Source organism: Acinetobacter sp., assembly GCF_036666595.1.
In the GTDB taxonomy this organism is placed as follows: Bacteria; Pseudomonadota; Gammaproteobacteria; order Pseudomonadales; family Moraxellaceae; genus Acinetobacter.
Genome location: NZ_JAVWVO010000004.1, coordinates 179,542 through 198,952 on the forward strand (window position 1 = coordinate 179,542; position 19,411 = coordinate 198,952).

Here is a 19,411-nt window from a genome sequence, read left to right on the forward strand (position 1 = left end):
TACATCTTTTCAAGAAAAGCTTAATTTTTTTATGGAATATAATAATATCTCATAAATTTTGATTTTTAGATTTAAAAAGTAGATCACTTACGACCAAACAATGAGCCGAGTAAACCACGGACAATTTTTTGTCCCGTACTGCCCCCGAGGCTACGTGCTGCACTTTTAGCGAAGGTTCCTACTGTGTCTTGAATTAGCTTCTCACGCTGTTTTGCTTCACGTTCAGCTTCCTTCTGCTGTTCTTTCGCGATGCGCTCTTGCTCACGTACTTGTTGCTTGACCAGAGTCTCAGCTTCTTTGGCTTGTTGTTTCGCTAGCGCTTCTTGTTCTTTGGCTTGTTGTTTCGCTAGCGCTTCTTGTTCTTTGGCTTGTTGTTTCTCTTGTTCTATCTGTACGGCTTGTTGTTGGCGTTCAACCACTTTATTTTGTAGAAGTTCAAAGGCACTTTCACGGTCTAGGCTTTTTTCATAAATGCCTGCCACGATACTTTGTGAAATCAAGGTTTGACGTTGTTCTGGGCTAATGGGACTGAAAGACGAGTAGGGTGGCATCACCCATGCGCGCTCCACGACTTGTGGTGTGCCTTGTTCATCTAGGCAGCTAATCAGGGCTTCACCCACAGCTAGCTCAGTGATGGCTTGCTCAACCTTAAATTCAGGGTTGGCACGGAAGGTATCTGCAGCCGTTTTTACTGCTTTTTGATCTTTCGGGGTAAAGGCACGTAAGGCATGTTGTACGCGATTGCCGAGCTGCCCTAACACGCTTTCAGGCAAATCCAGTGGATTTTGCGTGACAAAGTAAATACCAACACCCTTGGAGCGGATCAGACGGACCACTTGTTCAATTTTTTCTTGCAGCGCTGCACTGGCATTATCAAACAGCAAATGTGCTTCATCAAAGAAGAACACCAGCTTGGGCTTGTCCATATCGCCAACTTCAGGCAGCTGTTCAAATAATTCTGAAAGCATCCAGAGCAGAAAAGTGGCATATAGCTTTGGGGTATTCATGAGTTTGTCTGCGGCTAGGATATTGATATAGCCATGACCATTACTGTCGGTCTGAATAAAGTCGAGAATATTTAAGCTGGGTTCCCCGAAGAATTGATCACCGCCTTGATCGGCTAGTGCCAATAAATTCCGTTGAATCGCGCCAAGGCTGGCAGGAGATAGGTTGCCATATTCGGCTTTAAACTCTGCGGCATGTTCACTGACATAACCGATCATGGCTTTTAAGTCTTTAAAGTCGATTAGTAACATGCCTTGATCATCAGCAATACGAAATACCGCAGAAAGTACCCCTTCTTGGGTATCATTCAAATTCAGCATACGTGCCAGCAACAGCGGGCCAATTTCGGTAATCGTGGTACGAATAGGATGACCTTGTTCAGCAAATAAATCCCAAAACACCACGGGGGATGCAGTAAAGGGAATGCTGTCGATGCCTAAACTTTTAATGCGTTCATCAAATTTGGGATTGGATGCACCTGCCTGCGCTAAGCTGGAAACATCACCTTTGGCATCGGCTAAAAATACGGGCACCCCGAGCCTGGAAAAACTTTCAGCCAACACCTTCAGGGTTACGGTTTTACCCGTCCCTGTTGCCCCTGCAATTAAGCCATGACGGTTGGCAAACTTTGAGTGTAGAACAACATCTTGTTGGGTATTCGTGGTTTTCTTGGCAATGGTGATCGGGGTGCTCATACTTTTTCCTATTCAATTTTTTTGTGATGGTTATTCAGTTGTTTTAGTGCGTTTTCTATATCTTGAATTAAATCGGCAGGATGTTCTAGTCCTATACAAAAGCGAACCAATAAACCTTGTTGTAAATGTGTATGCTCAAGTGCACGCATGTCTTTGAGGTCATACAGCATCACCAAACTGACAGGACCGCCCCAACTAAAGCCGAGTTTGAAGAGGGATAGGGCATCACAAAATTGACGAATATCCTGTAGATCAAATTCGGGCTTGAAAATGACACTGACCAAACCTGCACTGTGTTGATCGACACAAATGTCTTTCCAGTATGAATGACCCGCAGCACTCGGATTGGCAGGGTGTAAGACCTGCACAAATTCAGGTTGTTGTTCTAACCATGCCAGTAGCTGTAGCGCACTTTCAGACTGTGCGGCATATCGAACGCGCATTGACGCTAGACTGCGTTGGACTTGAGCAACATCATCCCCTGAGACACTAATGCCTTGAATGGCATGCGTGCGAAAGAGTTGATGATGTAAAGCTCGCTCACGTGTCACAACTGAGCCCATTAAAATGTCTCCGCCACCACTTGGGTACTTGGTCAAAGCATGTACCGTCACATCTACACTTAAGTGCTCATCACTAAAATGAAAAGCATTAAAGGCGAGGCCTGCGCCCCAAGTGTTGTCCAGAGCAGTCAGTACATGATGTGCTTGTGCCTTTTTCACCAGTCCGACCAAATCTGGAAACTCCAGTGTGACCGAGCCTGCGGCTTCTAGCCAAATCAGTTTTGCTTTTTCTGTCGGTTGGAAAGAGGACACATCAATAGGGTTATAAACACGAACATCAATGCCATAGCGTTTTTCTAGATTACGAAGATGCTCCATGTTTGGCCCATAAATATTATCTGCCACCCAAACTTCATCACCATGACTTAAAAAACATGAGTTCACTAGGTTTATGGCAGATAAACCACTCGGTGCCAATAAGCAGTAGGTTCCACCCTCAATTTGTGCAATGTTATCGCCTAACGTAAAGGTGGTGGGGGTGCCATGGGTGCCATAACTATAGTCATAGGCATCGGTCCAATGGCGATTAAACAGTGCATTGGTATCTTTAAAAATAATCGTCGATGCACGATACAGGGGAGGTTGGATTGTTGAAATGTACTGAGGCGCTTGTCTTGGTGCATGAACCAAGGCAGTTTGCGGATTTTTTTTCACGAATCGACTCTTCATAAAGCGCTAAATTGTTTTAGCTTAAGAGAAAGTTTCTAAATAGGCGAGAAAATTGAACAAATGTGAATAAAGGTAAGCAAAATAAAAAGTTGGCTTCAATTTTGCTAAATCATCTATAAGGATAGTAAAAAGAAGGCATAAGCGCATGACGTCGCATTTAAAAGTACATTATTTTCAGCATATTGCTGGTGAAGGGTTCGGCAGTTGCTATACGTATTTAAAACAACAAGGTGCAGTAATCAGTGCAACAGAGTTTTTTGCTTTACCTATAGATCAAGCCTTAGAGATAGAAGCTTTACCGAGTATTGAGGATGTCGACTTACTCATCATTATGGGCGGGACCATGAGTGTGAATGATGAAGTTAATTTTCCATGGTTAAAGATCGAGAAGCGTTGGTTAAGACGTTACTTGGCCGCAGGAAAACCCGCGATTGGTTTATGCTTGGGTGGGCAATTGATTGCCAATGCGCTCGGTGCCGCGGTCAGTCGCAATGAACAACAGGAGTTGGGTTGGGCGACAGTACGCAAAATCCAGCACGTCCCAACAGAATGCTTTGAGTTGCCTGAACAGTTTAATGTGATGCAATGGCATAGCGAGACCTTTGAAATTCCAAAAGGTGCTGTACATTTGGCTGAAAATACAGTCTGTCGTAATCAAATGTACCAAATTGGAAAGAATGTATTGGGTTTTCAATTTCACCCAGAGATCGTGCCAGAAACCTTGGCACTCTTTTTAGAAAATGATGACGAACTGAATAAGTTCTCGGGTCAATACGTGGCAACTGAAACTGAATTGAAAAAATCGCAAAAATTAAATTTTATTGAGGGAAATCAAATTCTTAATAGCGCAATTGATTATGTGTTGCGGCAAACAGTCTATTGATGCTTTTTTAAGCTACTGATAATCCAAACAAATTGAATATATTGTAAAAAATCAAAAATGGATTTGCTTATGCATTAAACAATGGCTATAATGAGCGACCCTTTAATGAAAGGGGGTTAACTGCGAATAAAGTAGTTAACATCGTGACAGTCGTGGCATCGATCATGACCTTAGTGATATTTCACTGCTCTTGACACTTACCTTTTAGTGGGGTGAGATGCGTCAGGAGTGATTCTTTATATATTTGGCTTGGAGTTTACTGGTATGTCTAACCAGAGAATTCGTATCCGTTTGAAGTCTTTTGATCACCGTTTAATTGATCAATCAGCTCAAGAAATCGTAGAAACAGCAAAACGTACTGGCGCACAAGTTTGTGGTCCAATTCCAATGCCTACACGCATTGAACGTTTTAACGTTTTAACATCACCACACGTTAACAAAGATGCGCGTGACCAATACGAGATCCGCACTTATAAACGTTTGATCGACATCGTTCAACCTACAGACAAAACTGTAGATGCATTGATGAAGTTAGATCTTGCAGCTGGTGTTGATGTTCAGATCGCATTGGGTTAAGGCTTTCGGGTTAATTAACGCTCTAAGTTAATTAGGCCGCTTTTTTAGAGGTTTATGCACATGGCTATTGGTTTAGTCGGTCGCAAGTGCGGTATGACACGTATCTTTACAGATGCTGGTGTTTCTGTGCCTGTTACAGTGATTGAGGTTGATCCTAACCGCATCACTCAAATCAAAACGCTTGAAACTGATGGTTATCAAGCGATTCAAATCACTACTGGTGAACGTCGCGAATCTCGCGTAACTAACGCTCAGAAAGGTCACTTCGCGAAAGCGGGTGTTGCTGCTGGTCGTCTAGTTCAAGAATTCCGTGCAACAGAAGCTGATCTTGAAGGTCGTGAAGTTGGTGGAACTATCGGTGTAGACATGTTCACAGTTGGTCAAGTAGTTGACGTAACTGGTCAGTCGAAAGGTAAAGGTTTCCAAGGTGGTGTTAAGCGTTGGAACTTCCGTACGCAAGATGCGACTCACGGTAACTCACTTTCTCACCGTGTTCTGGGTTCTACAGGTCAAAACCAGACTCCTGGTCGCGTATTCAAAGGCAAAAAAATGGCTGGCCATTTAGGTGCTGAACGCGTAACTGTACAGGGTCTAGAAATTGTATCTATCGACGCAGAACGTTCAGTTTTAGTAGTGAAAGGTGCAATTCCTGGCGCTACTGGTGGTGACGTAACTGTTCGTCCTACGATCAAGGCCTGAGGGGAAATAACGTGAATTTAAATACTGTTTCCGGCTCTGCTGTTGAATTATCAGAAGTTGCGTTCGGTCGTGAATTCAATGAAGCTCTTGTACACCAGGTTGTTACAGCTTATTTAGCTGGTGGCCGTCAAGGTTCAAAAGCTCAGAAATCACGTGCAGACGTTTCTGGCGGTGGCAAAAAGCCATTCCGTCAAAAAGGTACTGGTCGCGCTCGTGCTGGTTCTATTCGTAGCCCAATCTGGGTAGGTGGTGGTAAAACTTTTGCTGCTCGCCCACAAGATTGGTCTCAAAAAGTTAACCGCAAAATGTATCGCGGTGCAATGCAATGTATCTTAGCTGAACTTGTTCGCCAAGATCGTCTTGTATTGGTTGAAGAGTTTGCTGTTGCTGCTCCAAAAACTAAAGAGTTGCTTGCAAAACTTAACGACTTGAATGCTACTCGTGCATTGATCGTTACAGAATCTGTAGATGAGAATCTATACCTTGCAGCGCGCAACATTCCACACGTTGATGTGGTTGATGCTGCTGCTATCGATCCTGTTAGCTTGATTGCGTTCGATAAAGTTGTTATGTCTGTAGCTGCTGCTAAGAAAATTGAGGTAGAACTCGGATGAACAACGAACGTATCTATCAAGTCCTACAAGGACCTGTATTCTCAGAGAAAGCACAAGTTTTAGGCGAAACTGCTGGTGTTCAAGTTTTCAAAGTTGCACTTGATGCAAACAAGCTTGAAATCAAAAAAGCTGTTGAGCAATTGTTTGGTGTTCAGGTTGTTAAAGTTAACACAACGATCACTAAAGGTAAGACTAAACGCTTTGGTAAAACATTGGGACGTCGTTCTGATGTTAAAAAAGCATACGTCACCCTGAAAGCTGGCCAAGATGTTGAAATGGCTGACTTGGGCGATACCGCTGAAAGCGCAGCGGAATAAGGACGAGAATTATGCCAATTCAAAAATGTAAGCCAACGTCTCCTGGACGTCGCTTTGTAGAGAAAGTCGTTCACGACCATCTTCACAAAGGTGCGCCTTATGCTCCGTTGGTTGAAGCTAAAAAACGTACTGGTGGTCGTAATAACAACGGTCACATCACGACTCGTCACGTTGGTGGCGGTCACAAGCAGCACTACCGTCTAGTTGACTTTAAACGTAACAAAGATGGTATTCCTGCAACTGTAGAGCGTATTGAATACGATCCTAACCGTACAGCACACATTGCACTAGTATTGTATGCTGATGGTGAGCGTCGCTACATCATCGCGCCTAAAGGCCTTCGCGCTGGCGATAAAGTTCAATCTGGTAACGATGCTCCAATTCGTCCAGGTAACTGTTTACCGCTTCGCAATATGCCTATCGGTTCTACTCTTCACAACATCGAACTTAAAATCGGTAAAGGCGCGCAATTAGCTCGTTCTGCTGGTACTTCAGTTCAGTTGTTGGGTCGTGACGGTTCTTACGCTATCGTTCGTTTACGTTCTGGTGAAATGCGTAAAATTCACGTTGAGTGCCGTGCAGTTCTTGGTGAAGTTTCTAACCAAGAAAGCAACCTTCGTTCACTTGGTAAAGCAGGTGCAGCACGCTGGCGTGGCGTTCGTCCTACCGTTCGTGGTATGGCGATGAACCCAGTAGATCACCCGCACGGTGGTGGTGAAGGTCGTAGCAAAGGTATTCAACCTGTAAGCCCATGGGGTCAAAAAGCTAAAGGGTACAAGACACGTACCAATAAGCGTACGACTAAGATGATTATTCGCGACCGTCGCGTTAAGTAACAAGTAAAGGAATCTGACAATGCCTCGTTCTCTGAAAAAAGGCCCATTCGTCGATGCGCACTTGTTCGCTAAGGTTGAAGCGGCTATCGCGGCTAATAACCGTAAGCCGATCAAAACTTGGTCGCGTCGTTCGATGATCCTCCCAGATTTTGTTGGTTTAACAATTTCTGTACATAATGGCCGTAACCATGTTCCAGTGATCGTATCTGAACATATGGTTGGTCACAAACTTGGTGAATTCGCGCCAACTCGTACCTATCGTGGTCACGGTGTTGACAAGAAATCTAAACGTTAAGGTGCTATGATGGAAGTTACTGCTAAATTACGCGGTGCCGCTATCTCGGCACAAAAAACTCGTTTGGTTGCAGACCTAATCCGTGGCAAATCTGTTGCTCACGCGCTTAATATTCTCAACTTCAGCAACAAAAAAGCTGCAGTTTTGGTTAAAAAAGCATTGGAATCTGCAATTGCAAACGCTGAACACAATAACAGTTTAGATGTAGACGACCTTAAGGTTACTACGATTTACGTTGATGAAGGCACTAGCCTTAAACGTATTATGCCACGTGCTAAAGGCCGTGCAGATCGTATTACTAAGCGTACTTGTCACATTACCGTTAAGGTAGGGGTTTGATATGGGTCAGAAGGTTCATCCAATCGGTATCCGCCTTGGTGTTGTAAAACGTCATAACGCCAACTGGTATGCGAGTCCGAAACAATACGCTGAATACTTGCTTAAAGATCTTCAAGTTCGTGAGTTTTTAACTAAAAAACTTAAGAATGCAATGATCAGCAATATTCTTATCGAACGTCCTACGGGCGCTGCTAAAGTAACTATTAGCACTGCACGTCCTGGTATCGTTATCGGTAAAAAAGGCGAAGACATTGAGAAACTACAGCGTGAACTTACTCAAATTATGGGTATTCCAGCGCAAGTAAGTATCAATGAAATCGATCGCCCAGACTTAGACGCTCGTTTAGTTGCTGAAGCTATCGCTTCTCAATTAGAAAAACGTGTAATGTTCCGTCGTGCTATGAAGCGTGCGGTTCAAAACACAATGCGTGCTGGTGCTAAAGGTATCAAAGTTGAAGTATCAGGCCGTTTAGGTGGTGCTGAGATTGCTCGTACTGAGTGGTATCGTGAAGGTCGCGTACCTTTGCATACACTTCGTGCAGACATCGATTATTCAACTATGCGTGCTGAAACGACTTACGGTACGATTGGTGTTAAAGTTTGGATCTTCCGTGGTGAGATCTTGGGTGGCATGAAACAAGTCATGAACCCAGCTCCAGCTGAAGAACGTCCAGCTAAACGCGGTCGTGGTCGTGGTGAAGGTCAAGAGCGTCGTGGTCGTCGCAATGATCGTTCTGCTGAAAAAGGAGAATAATCCATGTTACAACCTAAACGTACTAAATTCCGTAAAGTGCAGAAAGGCCGTAACACTGGTCTAGCTCACCGCGGTAGCTCGGTATCTTTTGGTACAATCGCACTTAAATCTGTTGAGCGTGGTCAAATGACTGCTCGTCAAATTGAAGCAGCGCGTCGTACAATCAGCCGTCGTATTAAACGTGGTGGTAAGATCTTTATCCGTGTTTTCCCAGACAAGCCGATTACTTCTAAGCCTCTTGAAGTGCGTATGGGTAAAGGTAAAGGTTCTGTGGAATACTGGGTTTGTCAAATCAAACCAGGTAAAGTCTTGTACGAAATTGATGGTGTTAACGAAGAATTGGCTCGCGAAGCGTTTACGCTTGCAGCTGCTAAACTTCCGTTTAAAACCACTATCGTGACTCGGACGGTAATGTAATGAAAACTAAAGATCTACGTGAAAAGTCGGTAGAAGAGTTGACAGCTTTGCTTGATGAGCAACAGCTTAACCAATTCCGTCTTCGTATGGCAAAAGCAACTGGTCAATTGGGTAAATCGCACGAAGTTGCACTTACTCGTAAGACAATTGCTCGTATTAAGACACTCCTTACCGAAAAACAGGGGAACGGACAATGAGTGAACAAACAGTTCGCACGTTAACCGGCAAAGTAGTAAGCGACAAAATGGACAAGTCTATTGTTGTACTTATCGAACGCCGCGTTCAACACCCGTTGTATGGCAAATCAATCCGCCGTTCAACTAAATTACATGCTCACGATGAGAACAACACAGCTAAAACTGGCGACGTTGTGACTATCAAAGAAAGCCGCCCAATTTCTAAAACTAAGTCTTGGACTCTAGTTGAAGTTGTTGAAGCTGCTGCTGAGTAATTAGACGTATCTGTTGCATCATCGGTTAATTTCGAGTACTCTTTGAGCCTTTCGAAATTGTGACCGGTGATGCTCGGTTTTGGAGTAGGGCAATGATTCAAACCGAAAGTATGCTAGACGTAGCAGACAATAGTGGTGCTCGCCGCGTACAATGTATTAAAGTACTTGGTGGTTCACACCGTCGTTATGCTTCTGTTGGCGACATTATTAAAGTTACTGTAAAAGAAGCTATTCCACGCGCACGTGTTAAAAAAGGTGACGTGATGAATGCTGTTGTAGTTCGTACAAAATTCGGTATCCGTCGTCCAGACGGTTCAGTGATTCGTTTCGACGATAACGCTGCTGTTATTTTGAACAACAACAAAGCGCCGATTGCAACTCGTATTTTCGGACCAGTGACTCGTGAACTTCGTACTGAACAGTTCATGAAAATTATTTCACTGGCTCCTGAAGTTCTATAAGAGGCAATCATGGCTAAGATTAAAAAAGGCGATCAAGTTATTGTGATCGCAGGTAAAGAAAAAGGCAAACAGGGTACTGTTCTGTCTGTTTCAAATGACCGTGTTATGGTTGAAGGCCTTAACTTGGTTAAGAAGCATCAAAAGCCGAACCGTGCAACAGGTGCTGAAGGCGCTGTAGTTACACAAGAAGCTTCGCTTCATATCTCTAATGTGGCAATTTTTAATGCTACAACCCAAAAGGCTGACCGTGTTGGTTACCAAGTGACTGAAGGCGTGAAAACTCGCGTTTACAAGTCAAATGGTGAATCAGTGGCGGTAGCGAAGTAATAGGTTGAAAAGGCAATGGCCAGACTTAAAACGCGTTACAACGACGAACTTAAGGCTCAATTACAAGAGACTTTAGCCGTTAAAAATGTGATGGATATTCCTCGCATTACTAAAATCACGATCAACATGGGTGTTGGCGCAGCTGCTGCTGACAAAAAACTCCTTGATGGTGCTCTTGCTGATATGCAAGCTATCGCTGGTCAAAAACCAGTTCTTACGTTAGCTCGCAAATCAATCGCTGGTTTCAAAATCCGTGATGGTTGGCCGATTGGTTGTAAAGTTACTTTACGCGGCGAACGTATGTACGAATTCTTAGACCGTCTAATCTCGATTGCGATCCCTCGTATCCGTGACTTCCGTGGTTTCTCTGCGAAATCATTTGATGGTCGCGGCAACTACTCAATGGGTCTTAAGGAACAAATCATGTTCCCTGAAATCGATTTTGATAAGATTGATCGTATTCGTGGTATGGATATTACCATCACTACGACTGCTCGCACCGATGACGAAGGCCGTGCGCTTATGCGTGCATTCGGCTTCCCGTTCAAATAAGAGGTCGATATGGCTAAGAAAAGTATGATTAATCGCGAATTGAAACGCGAAGCTACTGTTGCTAAATACGCTGCAAAACGTGCTGAATTAAAAGCTGTTATTGCAAACGTAAATGCTAGCGACGAAGAGCGTTTCGAAGCGATGATGAAATTCCAAGCATTACCACGTAATGCGTCTCCAGTACGTTTACGTAACCGTTGTGGTTTAACTGGTCGTCCTCATGGTTACTTCCGTAAGTTCGGTTTAAGCCGTAACAAATTACGCGATACAGTAATGCAAGGTGATGTACCGGGCGTTGTTAAGGCAAGCTGGTAAGGAGCGCTATAGATGAGTATGCAAGATACCGTTGCCGACATGTTAACTCGTGTTCGTAACGCGCAAATGGCAAAGAAACAAACAGTTTCTATGCCTAACTCTAAGTTGAAGGTTGCTATTGCAAACGTTCTTCAACAAGAAGGTTACATTTCAAACGTAGAAGTTGCGGATGCTGAAGGCAAAGCAACTCTTACTTTGACTTTAAAGTATTTCGAAGGCAAACCAGTTATCGAAACTGTGAAACGCGTAAGCCGTCCAGGTCTACGTCAGTATCGCGGTAAAGATGCACTTCCGAGCGTTAAGCAAGGTTTAGGTATTGCAATTGTTTCTACAAGCAAAGGCATCATGACTGATCGCGCTGCACGTGCTGCAGGTATCGGTGGTGAAGTTATTGCTTTTGTTTCTTAATAGGTGATTCCTCATGTCTCGTGTGGCTAAAGCCCCAGTAACTGTACCTAACGGTGTAGCAGTTACTCAGAACGGCCGGCAGGTCGAAGTGAAAGGTAGCAAAGGTACTTTGTCTTTCACCCTGCATGCGCTGGTCGAGCTTAAACAGGAAGACGGTATTTTAGCGATTGCTCCAAAAGCTGAGTCGAAAGACGCTTGGATGCAAGCTGGTACTGCTCGCGCTGTGCTTAATAACCTTGTAAAAGGTGTGAGCGAAGGCTTCGAACGTAAGTTACAACTTATCGGTGTTGGTTATAAAGCTGCGGTTAAAGGTAACATTGTTAACCTTAACCTTGGTTTCTCTCACCCGATCGACTATACGCTTCCTGAAGGTGTAACTGCTGAAACTCCTACAGCAACTGAAATCATTCTTAAATCTGCTGATAAAGCACGTTTAGGTCAGGTTGCTGCAGATATCCGTGGTTACCGTCCACCAGAGCCTTATAAAGGTAAAGGTGTTCGTTATTCTGACGAAGTTGTACTTCGTAAAGAAGCTAAGAAGAAATAAGGCGCGAGGTTCTTATGAACGAAAAGAAACAATCCCGTTTGCGTCGTGCGAAAAGCACACGCTTGCACATCCGTGCGTTGGGTGCGACTCGTTTGTGTGTAAACCGCACTCCGCGTCACATCTACGCTCAAGTTATTTCAGCAGATGGTGGCAAAGTTTTAGCGCAAGCTTCAACTTTAGATGCTACTTTACGTGCTGGTACAACTGGTAACGTTGAAGCAGCTACTAAAGTAGGTGCTTTAATCGCAGAACGCGCTAAAGCAGCTGGTGTTACTAAAGTTGCATTTGACCGTTCTGGTTTCAAATATCATGGTCGTATCAAAGCCTTGGCTGATGCTGCTCGTGAAAACGGCTTGGAGTTCTAATCATGGCTAAAGTTGAACAAAACGAAGGTCTTGTTGAAAAGCTGGTTGCCGTTGATCGTGTAGCCAAAGTTGTTAAGGGTGGTCGTATCTTCTCTTTCACAGCATTGACTGTGGTTGGTGATGGTAATGGTCGTGTAGGTTTTGGTCGTGGTAAAGCACGTGAAGTTCCAGCTGCTATTTCTAAAGCACTTGAAGCTGCTCGTCGCAACATGATTACTGTTGACCTTGTTAACGGTACTGTACAGCACCCTATTAACGCGCGTCACGGTGCAAGCCGTGTTTACATGCAACCTGCTTCTGAAGGTACTGGTGTAATCGCTGGTGGTGCTATGCGTGCAGTTCTAGAAGCTGTAGGCGTACGTAACGTATTAACAAAATGTTATGGTTCTACTAACGCTGCAAACGTAGTAAACGCGACTTTTAATGGTCTGCGTGATATGACTTCTCCTGAGAAGGTTGCTGCGAAACGTGGTCTTACAGTAGAACAAATTCAAGGGTAATCAATCATGAAAACGATTAAAGTTACCCAGACTAAATCTTCTGCGCATCGCTTGAAAAATCACAAGCTTAGCCTACAAGGTTTAGGTCTGCGTCGTATTGGTCATACTGTAGAAGTGCAAGATACGCCTTCTAACCGTGGTATGATCAACCAAGTCTACTATATGGTTAGTGTAGAGGAATAAGCCATGACTCTGCGTTTAAATGAGCTTGCACCTGCTGAAGGTGCAAAACGTGAAAATCGTCGTCTAGGCCGTGGTATCGGTTCTGGCGTTGGTAAGACTGGTGGCCGTGGTGTCAAAGGTCAGAATTCACGTAAGAGCGGTGGTACTCGTCCAGGCTTTGAAGGTGGTCAAACTGCATTATATCGCCGTTTACCTAAATTCGGTTTCACTAGCCAAATCGCTTTGAAAACTGCTGAAGTACGTTTATCTGAGCTTACTAAAGTTGAAGGCGACATCGTTAGCCTAGAAACTTTAAAAGCTGCAAACGTTGTACGTAAAGATATGTTACGTGCTCGTATCGTACTTTCTGGTGAAATTACTCGTGCATTCACTGTTCAAGGTGTTGCTGTGACTAAAGGCGCTAAAGCTGCTGTTGAAGCTGCTGGCGGTAAAGTCGAGGAGTAATCGCTAGTGTCTATGTCTCCTAGTTCTTCAGGTCATGTCAATATGATGAAAGGCCAGCCATTTCATGTGAAATACCGTGAAATTATTCGCCGCATGATGTTTCTCATCGGTGCATTATTGGTTTTTCGACTAGGAGCACATATTCCAGTACCAGGCATTAATAATGCCGCACTTGAAAATCTTTTTAATGCAAACCAAGGCACGATCCTTGGTTTGTTTAACATGTTTTCGGGTGGTGCATTAGAGCGTATGTCCATTCTTGCTCTTGGGATTATGCCGTACATTTCTGCATCGATTATCGTGCAGTTAATGTCTACAGTTATTCCTTCGCTGGAAGCTTTAAAGAAAGAAGGCGAACAAGGCAAGCGTAAGATTAATCAATATACGCGACAGGGTACATTGTTCCTTGCACTCGTGCAGGCAATTGGGATGTGTGCTGGTCTGATCAGTCAAGGGATTACCTTAACTGCAGGTCTGGCTTTCTACGTACCAGCTGTAACCTCTTTGGTTGCAGGTACAATGTTCTTGATGTGGTTAGGTGAGCAAATTACCGAACGTGGGGTGGGCAATGGTATTTCCATGATCATCTTCGCCGGTATCGTTGCAGGTTTGCCGAATTTAATTCTGCAATCAATATCATCAGTAGATAATGGTCAAACCAGTCTAATCGGCTTGGTTGTTTTTGGCGTGTTGTCTCTGGCTGTATTAGCTGCAATTGTGTTTATTGAGAAGGCGCAACGTCGTATTCCAGTAAACTATGCTCAAAAACAACAAGGACGTCGTGTATTTACTGCACAACAGTCGCATTTGCCATTAAAAATTAATATGGCTGGTGTGATCCCTGCGATTTTCGCAAGTTCATTGCTTTTGTTCCCTGCGAGCTTAGGGCAATGGGTGGGTAGTGCAGATCCGAATGCGGGTATTATCAAACGTAGTTTGCAAGATTTGGCATTGGTGCTTTCGCCTGGTCAGCCGTTGTATTTGGTGCTCTTTGGTGCGTTAATTATCTTTTTCTGTTACTTTTATACAGCGCTTGTATTTAGCCCGAAAGAAGTATCGGAAAACTTGAAACGCAGCGGGGCTTATGTACCTGGTATTCGTCCAGGTGAGCAAACTGCTCGTTACTTAGATCATATTCTTAACCGTTTGACATTTATTGGTGCGATTTATATCACCATCATTTGCTTAATGCCGATGATTTTACAAAGCTCATTTGGTATTCCATTCTCTTTAGGTGGAACATCTTTGCTCATTGTTGTGGTGGTAGTGATGGACTTTATGGCTCAGCTGCAAGCTCATCTCACCTCGCATCAGTACGATAATCAAACGTTAATGAGAAAAACGACTGCTCATCCTAAGGGATAAGCGCACTTGAGGTTTCATCATGAAAGTACAAGCTTCTGTAAAGAAAATTTGTGGTAGCTGTAAAGTTATCCGTCGTAATGGGGTTATTCGCGTAATTTGTAGCGCAGAACCTCGTCATAAGCAGCGTCAAGGTTAATCTGATCAAGACCTGTTGATTTCAGTAGGCTAATTAGGTTATTATCCGCCCCTCAAGATTTTTGTGGGGCGGTTGATTGTCTTAACTGCCTTTTTGGAGAAAATTGAATGGCTCGTATTGCCGGTGTAAACATTCCGGATAACAAGCATGCTGTTATCTCTCTAACGTACATCTTTGGTGTAGGTCGCCACACTGCTAAGAATATCTTGGCTGCTGTTGGTATTGCGCCGACTACAAAGATCCGTGAATTAGATGACGCTCAGCTTGATGCGATTCGTGCAGAAGTTGCTAAGGTTCCGACCGAAGGTGATTTACGTCGCGAAATTTCCATGAACATTAAACGTTTAATGGATTTAGGCTGCTACCGCGGTCTTCGTCATCGTCGCAGCTTGCCTGTCCGTGGACAACGCACCAAAACTAACGCACGTACCCGTAAAGGTCCGCGCAAACCTATTAAGAAATAAGATTTCTGGAAGCTAAAAGATGGCTAAAGATACTCGCACACGCAAGAAGGTCACTCGTACCGTCTCTGAAGGTGTTGCACACATTCACGCTTCTTTTAATAACACCATTGTGACTATTACCGATCGTCAAGGTAATGCACTGGCTTGGGCTACCTCTGGTGGACAAGGCTTCCGTGGATCACGTAAATCAACTCCGTTTGCTGCTCAGGTAGCTGCTGAAGTTGCTGGTAAAGCTGCTTTAGACTACGGTTTGAAAAACTTGGACGTCCTTGTAAAAGGTCCTGGTCCTGGTCGTGAATCTGCGGTTCGTGCTTTAGGTGCAGTGGGTTATAAAATTAACAGCATTACCGATGTGACGCCAATCCCGCACAACGGTTGCCGTCCACCTAAAAAACGTCGCGTGTAAGGAGAAACATTCATGGCTCGTTATATTGGTCCAAAATGCAAACTCTCTCGCCGCGAAGGGACAGACCTGCAATTAAAATCTGGCGTTAAACCATTTGACGTCAAAACTAAAAAAGCTGCTAAAGCTCCTGGCCAACATGGCGGAGCGCGTGGTGGCAAACAATCTGAGTACTCACTACAATTACGTGAAAAACAAAAAGTACGTCGTATGTACGGTGTTTTAGAGCGTCAATTTAGTAATTACTATAAAGAAGCTGCTCGTGTGAAAGGCGCAACTGGTGAAAACTTGTTGAAACTGCTTGAAAGCCGTCTTGATAACGTCGTTTATCGCATGGGTTTTGGTTCTACACGTGCAGAAGCTCGTCAGCTTGTATCTCACCGCTCGATCACTTTGAATGGCCGTCGTGTTAACATCGCGTCTATCCAAGTTAAAGCTGGTGATGTAATTGCTGTGCATGAAGGTGCTAAACAACAATTGCGTATCAAAAACGCAGTTGAATTAGCTGCACAACGTGGTATTCCTTCTTGGATGGAAATTGACCATTCTAAGTTGGAAGGTACGTTTAAAGCTGCACCAGATCGTTCAGATTTACCTGCTGAAATCAACGAAAGCTTGATTGTAGAATTGTATTCTAAATAATCCTTGAGGTAGCAATATGACGCGTACTGCAAATGAGTTTCTAACTCCGCAAGCGATCAAGGTCGAAGCGGTTAGCGGGACCTCGGCAAAAGTTATTCTAGAACCCTTAGAGCGTGGCTTTGGTCATACTCTGGGCAATGCTTTACGTCGCATCCTTCTTTCTTCTTTACCTGGCGCTGCTGTGGTTGAAGTTGAGATTGAAGGTGTCGAGCACGAGTACAGTACTTTGGAAGGCTTGCAGCAGGACATCGTCGAGCTCTTGCTGAACCTAAAAGGATTGTCTATTAAGCTGTTCGATCAAAATGAAGCTTATTTGACATTAGAGAAACAAGGTCCTGGCGACGTAACTGCCGCTGACCTTCGTTTACCTCATAATGTTGAAGTGGTTAACCCTGAACATTTGATCGGTACTTTAAGTGCTTCAGGCTCATTAAAAATGCGCTTGAAAGTTTCTCAAGGTCGTGGTTATGAAACTTCTGACTCGCGTTTCCCAGAAGGCGAGACTCGCCCTGTAGGTCGCTTACAGTTAGATGCTTCTTATAGCCCAATCAAACGTGTGTCTTATACAGTGGAAAACGCTCGTGTAGAACAACGTACAGACCTTGATAAATTGGTCATTGATCTTGAGACCAACGGTACAGTTGATCCTGAAGAAGCGATCCGCAAAGCGGCAACAATCTTGCAACAACAAATTGCAATTTTTGTTGACCTTCAGAAAGATCAAGCTCCTGTTGCTCAAGAACCTCGTGAAGAAGTTGATCCGATTTTGCTTCGTCCAGTAGATGATCTAGAGCTTACTGTTCGTTCTGCTAACTGTTTGAAAGCAGAAAACATTTACTACATTGGTGATCTTGTACAGCGCACTGAGGTTGAGTTACTCAAAACTCCTAACCTTGGTAAGAAATCGCTTACTGAGATCAAAGATGTTCTGGCTTCAAAAGGCTTACAACTCGGCATGCGTTTAGAGAACTGGCCACCAGCTAGTCTCCGTATGGACGATCGTTTCGCCTATCGTAGCCGTTAATTAAGTAGGACTATCACCATGCGTCATCGTAATAGTGGTGTGAAATTAGGCCGTACAAGCAGCCATCGTAAAGCGATGTTTCAAAACATGGCTAACTCTTTGTTTGAGCACGAGTTGATCAAAACAACTGTGCCTAAAGCAAAAGAGTTACGTCGTGTAGCTGAGCCTTTAATCACTTTAGCTAAAAACGATACTGTTGCAAACCGTCGCTTAGCGTTTGCTCGTACTCGTTCAGCAGCAACTGTTGGTAAATTATTTACCGTTCTTGGCCCTCGTTACAAAGAACGTAACGGCGGTTATCTACGTGTTCTTAAAGCGGGCTTCCGTGCAGGTGATGCTGCGCCGATGGCTTACGTTGAACTAGTAGATCGCGAAGTTAAATAATTTCGTAGAACTATTCAGTTGTTCTTAGAAAAAGACCAGTGTTTCACTGGTCTTTTTTTATGGGTTTTTGTTCGATAATCTTTGTATTTTGGCCTGTAGTGACATATTTTACGACAGATCTGCTTAAACTTGACATTGTGTATTGTCAGTTTTGTGGTTTAATAAGAACAGAATATAAGACAGGATAAAAACAACATGGATAAGCACGTCGATCTGCTCATTGTAGGTGCTGGTATTTCAGGCATTGGCCTTGCTGCACATTTAACCAAGCATTGCCCACAACGTTCGTTTGAAATTATTGAACGTCGTGACAGCTTTGGTGGAACATGGGATTTATTTAAATACCCAGGTATTCGTTCTGATTCCGATATGTCGACGTTTGGTTTTAATTTTAAACCGTGGCAACAAGCCAGCGTTTTGGCAGATGGTTCTTCGATTAAGGGCTATTTGGCGGAAGTCATTGATGAACAGAAACTCAAAGAAAAAATTCATTTTAAGCATCGCGTACTCAGCGCCAATTATGATTCTGCTCAGAAAAAGTGGCAGGTAGTGATTGAGAATGCAAAAGGCAAAAAAGAAAACTGGATTGCAAATTTTGTGTTTGGCTGTACAGGCTATTATAACTACGACCAAGGCTACCAACCTGATTTTCCAAATAAAGAAGTATTTAAAGGCGAGTTTGTAAATCCACAGTTTTGGCCTGAAAAATTAGATTATACAGGTAAAAAAGTCGTCATTATTGGTAGTGGTGCGACAGCGATTACACTGGTGCCTGCGATGGCCAAAGGTGGGGCGGCGCATGTCACTATGCTACAACGCTCTCCAACCTATATTGCTTCGGTACCATCGATTGATTTTGTGTATGACAAAATGCGTAAAGTGTTACCTGAAGATGTGGCTTATAAGCTGACCCGTGCACGTAATATTGGGATGCAGCGCGGGATTTATGCACTCGCGCAGAAGCAACCGAAATTGCTACGCCGACTGCTGCTACAGTCGATTAAGATGCAGCTCAAAGGTAAAGTGGACATGAAACACTTCACCCCAGAATATAATCCTTGGGATCAACGTTTATGTGTGGTGCCAGATGGTGATTTATTTAAAATTCTTCGTTCAGGTCAAGCCAGTGTTGAAACAGATCAGATTGAGAGTTTTACTGAAACGGGTCTTCAATTAAAATCTGGTCAGCATTTAGAGGCCGATATTGTCGTCTCAGCCACAGGTCTAGAAATTCAAATCTTGGGTGGTATACAAGCAACCATTGATGGCAAACCGTTAGATACCTCTAAACATATGTTGTATCAGGGCGTGATGGTCAGTGATGTACCGAATATGGCGATGATTATTGGCTATATTAATGCGTCATGGACCTTGAAAGTGGATATTGCTGCTGAATATATTTGTCGTTTACTCAACTATATGGATCAAAAGCAGTGGGTAGAAGTAATCCCGCAGGGGGATGCGACAGAGCTCATGGATGATACGGTTATGGGTAGTTTGAGTTCAGGTTATATTGCTCGTGCCGCTAATGTGATGCCAAAACAGGGTAAACATGCGCCATGGAAAGTCAGCAATAATTATCTTGCGGATCGGAAAACATTGAAAAGTGCTTCTTTTGAGGATGGAGTACTGAAATTTGCTAAACGTGATGCAGCATTGGACAAGAAACCTAAACTGGTGTCTTAGGCTGAGTGGTTGATTTTAAAAGGAGCGTAACGCTCCTTTTTTATGGAAATGACTTTAGGGTGTTCTGTTTTTACTTTCTTAAACGGTAGGAC

At 43.7% G+C, this 19,411-nt stretch carries 31 protein-coding genes and 1 pseudogene; 30 read left to right on the top strand and 2 right to left on the bottom strand.

Going from position 1 to position 19,411, the window contains the following annotated elements:
- Positions 1–83 precede the first annotated feature (83 nt).
- Together RR876_RS07775 and RR876_RS07780 are read right to left on the bottom strand one after the other, a co-directional pair.
- Entirely contained in the window at positions 84–1,700 is a 1,617-nt protein-coding gene (locus tag RR876_RS07775; RefSeq protein ID WP_332476454.1) for a helicase HerA-like domain-containing protein, read from the bottom strand.
- An 8-nt stretch (positions 1,701–1,708) separates the two neighbouring features.
- Positions 1,709–2,917, bottom strand: coding sequence for a PLP-dependent transferase (locus RR876_RS07780; protein WP_332476455.1), 1,209 nt, complete (start codon positions 2,915–2,917; stop codon positions 1,709–1,711).
- A gap of 160 nt (positions 2,918–3,077) precedes the next feature.
- Between RR876_RS07780 and RR876_RS07785 the strand changes: the two genes are divergently transcribed.
- The 30 genes and pseudogenes from RR876_RS07785 to RR876_RS07930 all read left to right on the top strand — a co-directional run bounded on the left by RR876_RS07785 (position 3,078) and on the right by RR876_RS07930 (position 19,319).
- Positions 3,078–3,815 carry a type 1 glutamine amidotransferase gene (locus tag RR876_RS07785; protein WP_332476456.1) on the top strand — a complete coding sequence of 246 codons (738 nt, stop codon included), beginning with the start codon at positions 3,078–3,080 and terminating at the stop codon, positions 3,813–3,815.
- Positions 3,816–4,079: 264 nt separating this feature from the next.
- Entirely contained in the window at positions 4,080–4,391 is a 312-nt protein-coding gene (gene rpsJ / locus RR876_RS07790; protein WP_000070912.1) for a 30S ribosomal protein S10, read from the top strand.
- 60 nt (positions 4,392–4,451) lie between these two features.
- Positions 4,452–5,090: a 50S ribosomal protein L3 gene (gene rplC / locus RR876_RS07795; protein WP_004691328.1), complete on the top strand. Its 639-nt coding sequence runs from the start codon at positions 4,452–4,454 to the stop codon at positions 5,088–5,090.
- An 11-nt stretch (positions 5,091–5,101) separates the two neighbouring features.
- A complete protein-coding gene (gene rplD, locus RR876_RS07800; protein ID WP_004691326.1) occupies positions 5,102–5,704 on the top strand; it encodes a 50S ribosomal protein L4 in 603 nt (200 codons plus the stop codon).
- Positions 5,701–6,021, top strand: coding sequence for a 50S ribosomal protein L23 (rplW, locus tag RR876_RS07805; protein WP_004691323.1), 321 nt, complete (start codon positions 5,701–5,703; stop codon positions 6,019–6,021). The genes rplD and rplW overlap by 4 nt, the downstream gene beginning before the upstream one ends.
- 11 nt (positions 6,022–6,032) lie before the next feature.
- Positions 6,033–6,857, top strand: coding sequence for a 50S ribosomal protein L2 (gene rplB / locus RR876_RS07810; RefSeq protein ID WP_004691322.1), 825 nt, complete (start codon positions 6,033–6,035; stop codon positions 6,855–6,857).
- Positions 6,858–6,876: 19 nt separating this feature from the next.
- Positions 6,877–7,152: a 30S ribosomal protein S19 gene (gene rpsS / locus RR876_RS07815; RefSeq protein ID WP_004281508.1), complete on the top strand. Its 276-nt coding sequence runs from the start codon at positions 6,877–6,879 to the stop codon at positions 7,150–7,152.
- A 9-nt stretch (positions 7,153–7,161) separates the two neighbouring features.
- Positions 7,162–7,491, top strand: a complete 330-nt coding sequence (gene rplV, locus RR876_RS07820) for a 50S ribosomal protein L22 (protein ID WP_004691320.1) — start codon at positions 7,162–7,164, stop codon at positions 7,489–7,491.
- Between the two features lies 1 nt (position 7,492).
- A pseudogene (rpsC, locus tag RR876_RS07825) lies at positions 7,493–8,309 on the top strand (30S ribosomal protein S3).
- Positions 8,249–8,662, top strand: coding sequence for a 50S ribosomal protein L16 (rplP, locus tag RR876_RS07830; protein WP_004691317.1), 414 nt, complete (start codon positions 8,249–8,251; stop codon positions 8,660–8,662). Before rpsC ends, rplP begins: the two are co-directional and overlap by 61 nt.
- A complete protein-coding gene (gene rpmC, locus RR876_RS07835) occupies positions 8,662–8,859 on the top strand; it encodes a 50S ribosomal protein L29 (protein WP_004650482.1) in 198 nt (65 codons plus the stop codon). Before rplP ends, rpmC begins: the two co-directional genes overlap by 1 nt.
- Positions 8,856–9,113 (top strand): 30S ribosomal protein S17, encoded by a 258-nt coding sequence (gene rpsQ, locus RR876_RS07840; protein WP_004691314.1) that lies wholly within the window; start codon positions 8,856–8,858, stop codon positions 9,111–9,113. The genes rpmC and rpsQ overlap by 4 nt, the downstream gene beginning before the upstream one ends.
- A 92-nt stretch (positions 9,114–9,205) precedes the next feature.
- A complete protein-coding gene (gene rplN, locus RR876_RS07845; protein ID WP_004657680.1) occupies positions 9,206–9,574 on the top strand; it encodes a 50S ribosomal protein L14 in 369 nt (122 codons plus the stop codon).
- 9 nt (positions 9,575–9,583) lie between these two features.
- The gene (rplX, locus tag RR876_RS07850) at positions 9,584–9,901 is read left to right on the top strand and encodes a 50S ribosomal protein L24 (RefSeq protein WP_004691313.1); all 318 of its coding nucleotides are present in this window, start codon (positions 9,584–9,586) and stop codon (positions 9,899–9,901) included.
- A 15-nt stretch (positions 9,902–9,916) separates the two neighbouring features.
- Positions 9,917–10,453: a 50S ribosomal protein L5 gene (gene rplE / locus RR876_RS07855; RefSeq protein WP_004691311.1), complete on the top strand. Its 537-nt coding sequence runs from the start codon at positions 9,917–9,919 to the stop codon at positions 10,451–10,453.
- A 9-nt stretch (positions 10,454–10,462) separates the two neighbouring features.
- Positions 10,463–10,768: a 30S ribosomal protein S14 gene (gene rpsN, locus RR876_RS07860; protein WP_004691309.1), complete on the top strand. Its 306-nt coding sequence runs from the start codon at positions 10,463–10,465 to the stop codon at positions 10,766–10,768.
- Positions 10,769–10,780: 12 nt separating this feature from the next.
- Positions 10,781–11,176 (top strand): 30S ribosomal protein S8, encoded by a 396-nt coding sequence (gene rpsH / locus RR876_RS07865; RefSeq protein WP_004691308.1) that lies wholly within the window; start codon positions 10,781–10,783, stop codon positions 11,174–11,176.
- Positions 11,177–11,189: 13 nt separating this feature from the next.
- Positions 11,190–11,723 carry a 50S ribosomal protein L6 gene (gene rplF / locus RR876_RS07870; RefSeq protein WP_332637068.1) on the top strand — a complete coding sequence of 178 codons (534 nt, stop codon included), beginning with the start codon at positions 11,190–11,192 and terminating at the stop codon, positions 11,721–11,723.
- 14 nt (positions 11,724–11,737) lie between these two features.
- Positions 11,738–12,088, top strand: coding sequence for a 50S ribosomal protein L18 (gene rplR, locus RR876_RS07875; protein ID WP_004650473.1), 351 nt, complete (start codon positions 11,738–11,740; stop codon positions 12,086–12,088).
- A 2-nt stretch (positions 12,089–12,090) separates the two neighbouring features.
- Complete coding sequence (rpsE, locus tag RR876_RS07880) at positions 12,091–12,588, top strand: 30S ribosomal protein S5 (protein WP_004691304.1); 498 nt, start codon at positions 12,091–12,093, stop codon at positions 12,586–12,588.
- Between the two features lie 6 nt (positions 12,589–12,594).
- Positions 12,595–12,771: a 50S ribosomal protein L30 gene (gene rpmD, locus RR876_RS07885; RefSeq protein ID WP_004691302.1), complete on the top strand. Its 177-nt coding sequence runs from the start codon at positions 12,595–12,597 to the stop codon at positions 12,769–12,771.
- Between the two features lie 3 nt (positions 12,772–12,774).
- The gene (gene rplO / locus RR876_RS07890) at positions 12,775–13,215 is read left to right on the top strand and encodes a 50S ribosomal protein L15 (protein ID WP_004691300.1); all 441 of its coding nucleotides are present in this window, start codon (positions 12,775–12,777) and stop codon (positions 13,213–13,215) included.
- Positions 13,216–13,260: 45 nt separating this feature from the next.
- Positions 13,261–14,580: a preprotein translocase subunit SecY gene (gene secY / locus RR876_RS07895; RefSeq protein ID WP_332476486.1), complete on the top strand. Its 1,320-nt coding sequence runs from the start codon at positions 13,261–13,263 to the stop codon at positions 14,578–14,580.
- A 19-nt stretch (positions 14,581–14,599) separates the two neighbouring features.
- The gene (rpmJ, locus tag RR876_RS07900) at positions 14,600–14,716 is read left to right on the top strand and encodes a 50S ribosomal protein L36 (RefSeq protein ID WP_000867907.1); all 117 of its coding nucleotides are present in this window, start codon (positions 14,600–14,602) and stop codon (positions 14,714–14,716) included.
- Between the two features lie 107 nt (positions 14,717–14,823).
- Complete coding sequence (gene rpsM, locus RR876_RS07905; RefSeq protein ID WP_004691296.1) at positions 14,824–15,180, top strand: 30S ribosomal protein S13; 357 nt, start codon at positions 14,824–14,826, stop codon at positions 15,178–15,180.
- A 19-nt stretch (positions 15,181–15,199) separates the two neighbouring features.
- The gene (gene rpsK / locus RR876_RS07910) at positions 15,200–15,586 is read left to right on the top strand and encodes a 30S ribosomal protein S11 (RefSeq protein ID WP_001040166.1); all 387 of its coding nucleotides are present in this window, start codon (positions 15,200–15,202) and stop codon (positions 15,584–15,586) included.
- 12 nt (positions 15,587–15,598) lie between these two features.
- On the top strand, positions 15,599–16,225 hold the full coding sequence (gene rpsD / locus RR876_RS07915; RefSeq protein ID WP_004691294.1) for a 30S ribosomal protein S4: 627 nt from the start codon (positions 15,599–15,601) through the stop codon (positions 16,223–16,225).
- A 16-nt stretch (positions 16,226–16,241) separates the two neighbouring features.
- Complete coding sequence (gene rpoA / locus RR876_RS07920; protein WP_004691292.1) at positions 16,242–17,249, top strand: DNA-directed RNA polymerase subunit alpha; 1,008 nt, start codon at positions 16,242–16,244, stop codon at positions 17,247–17,249.
- Positions 17,250–17,267: 18 nt separating this feature from the next.
- Positions 17,268–17,633, top strand: a complete 366-nt coding sequence (gene rplQ, locus RR876_RS07925; RefSeq protein WP_004691290.1) for a 50S ribosomal protein L17 — start codon at positions 17,268–17,270, stop codon at positions 17,631–17,633.
- Between the two features lie 195 nt (positions 17,634–17,828).
- On the top strand, positions 17,829–19,319 hold the full coding sequence (locus RR876_RS07930; RefSeq protein WP_332476458.1) for an NAD(P)/FAD-dependent oxidoreductase: 1,491 nt from the start codon (positions 17,829–17,831) through the stop codon (positions 19,317–19,319).
- Positions 19,320–19,411 lie beyond the last annotated feature (92 nt).

Coding starts and splice junctions, on each gene's coding strand:
- rpsM (WP_004691296.1), top strand. CDS start 14,824: ATGGCTCGTATTGCCGGTGTAAACATTCCGGATAACAAGCATGCTGTT.
- rpsD (WP_004691294.1), top strand. CDS start 15,599: ATGGCTCGTTATATTGGTCCAAAATGCAAACTCTCTCGCCGCGAAGGG.
- RR876_RS07775 (WP_332476454.1), bottom strand. CDS start 1,700: ATGAGCACCCCGATCACCATTGCCAAGAAAACCACGAATACCCAACAA.
- rpoA (WP_004691292.1), top strand. CDS start 16,242: ATGACGCGTACTGCAAATGAGTTTCTAACTCCGCAAGCGATCAAGGTC.
- secY (WP_332476486.1), top strand. CDS start 13,261: ATGAAAGGCCAGCCATTTCATGTGAAATACCGTGAAATTATTCGCCGC.
- RR876_RS07785 (WP_332476456.1), top strand. CDS start 3,078: ATGACGTCGCATTTAAAAGTACATTATTTTCAGCATATTGCTGGTGAA.
- rplB (WP_004691322.1), top strand. CDS start 6,033: ATGCCAATTCAAAAATGTAAGCCAACGTCTCCTGGACGTCGCTTTGTA.
- rpmJ (WP_000867907.1), top strand. CDS start 14,600: ATGAAAGTACAAGCTTCTGTAAAGAAAATTTGTGGTAGCTGTAAAGTT.
- rplX (WP_004691313.1), top strand. CDS start 9,584: ATGGCTAAGATTAAAAAAGGCGATCAAGTTATTGTGATCGCAGGTAAA.
- rplP (WP_004691317.1), top strand. CDS start 8,249: ATGTTACAACCTAAACGTACTAAATTCCGTAAAGTGCAGAAAGGCCGT.
- rpsN (WP_004691309.1), top strand. CDS start 10,463: ATGGCTAAGAAAAGTATGATTAATCGCGAATTGAAACGCGAAGCTACT.
- rpsS (WP_004281508.1), top strand. CDS start 6,877: ATGCCTCGTTCTCTGAAAAAAGGCCCATTCGTCGATGCGCACTTGTTC.
- rplC (WP_004691328.1), top strand. CDS start 4,452: ATGGCTATTGGTTTAGTCGGTCGCAAGTGCGGTATGACACGTATCTTT.
- rplN (WP_004657680.1), top strand. CDS start 9,206: ATGATTCAAACCGAAAGTATGCTAGACGTAGCAGACAATAGTGGTGCT.
- rplW (WP_004691323.1), top strand. CDS start 5,701: ATGAACAACGAACGTATCTATCAAGTCCTACAAGGACCTGTATTCTCA.
- rplQ (WP_004691290.1), top strand. CDS start 17,268: ATGCGTCATCGTAATAGTGGTGTGAAATTAGGCCGTACAAGCAGCCAT.
- rpsQ (WP_004691314.1), top strand. CDS start 8,856: ATGAGTGAACAAACAGTTCGCACGTTAACCGGCAAAGTAGTAAGCGAC.
- RR876_RS07930 (WP_332476458.1), top strand. CDS start 17,829: ATGGATAAGCACGTCGATCTGCTCATTGTAGGTGCTGGTATTTCAGGC.
- rplV (WP_004691320.1), top strand. CDS start 7,162: ATGGAAGTTACTGCTAAATTACGCGGTGCCGCTATCTCGGCACAAAAA.
- rplE (WP_004691311.1), top strand. CDS start 9,917: ATGGCCAGACTTAAAACGCGTTACAACGACGAACTTAAGGCTCAATTA.
- rplF (WP_332637068.1), top strand. CDS start 11,190: ATGTCTCGTGTGGCTAAAGCCCCAGTAACTGTACCTAACGGTGTAGCA.
- rplR (WP_004650473.1), top strand. CDS start 11,738: ATGAACGAAAAGAAACAATCCCGTTTGCGTCGTGCGAAAAGCACACGC.
- rpsJ (WP_000070912.1), top strand. CDS start 4,080: ATGTCTAACCAGAGAATTCGTATCCGTTTGAAGTCTTTTGATCACCGT.
- rpmD (WP_004691302.1), top strand. CDS start 12,595: ATGAAAACGATTAAAGTTACCCAGACTAAATCTTCTGCGCATCGCTTG.
- rpsE (WP_004691304.1), top strand. CDS start 12,091: ATGGCTAAAGTTGAACAAAACGAAGGTCTTGTTGAAAAGCTGGTTGCC.
- rpsK (WP_001040166.1), top strand. CDS start 15,200: ATGGCTAAAGATACTCGCACACGCAAGAAGGTCACTCGTACCGTCTCT.
- rplO (WP_004691300.1), top strand. CDS start 12,775: ATGACTCTGCGTTTAAATGAGCTTGCACCTGCTGAAGGTGCAAAACGT.
- rpmC (WP_004650482.1), top strand. CDS start 8,662: ATGAAAACTAAAGATCTACGTGAAAAGTCGGTAGAAGAGTTGACAGCT.
- rpsH (WP_004691308.1), top strand. CDS start 10,781: ATGAGTATGCAAGATACCGTTGCCGACATGTTAACTCGTGTTCGTAAC.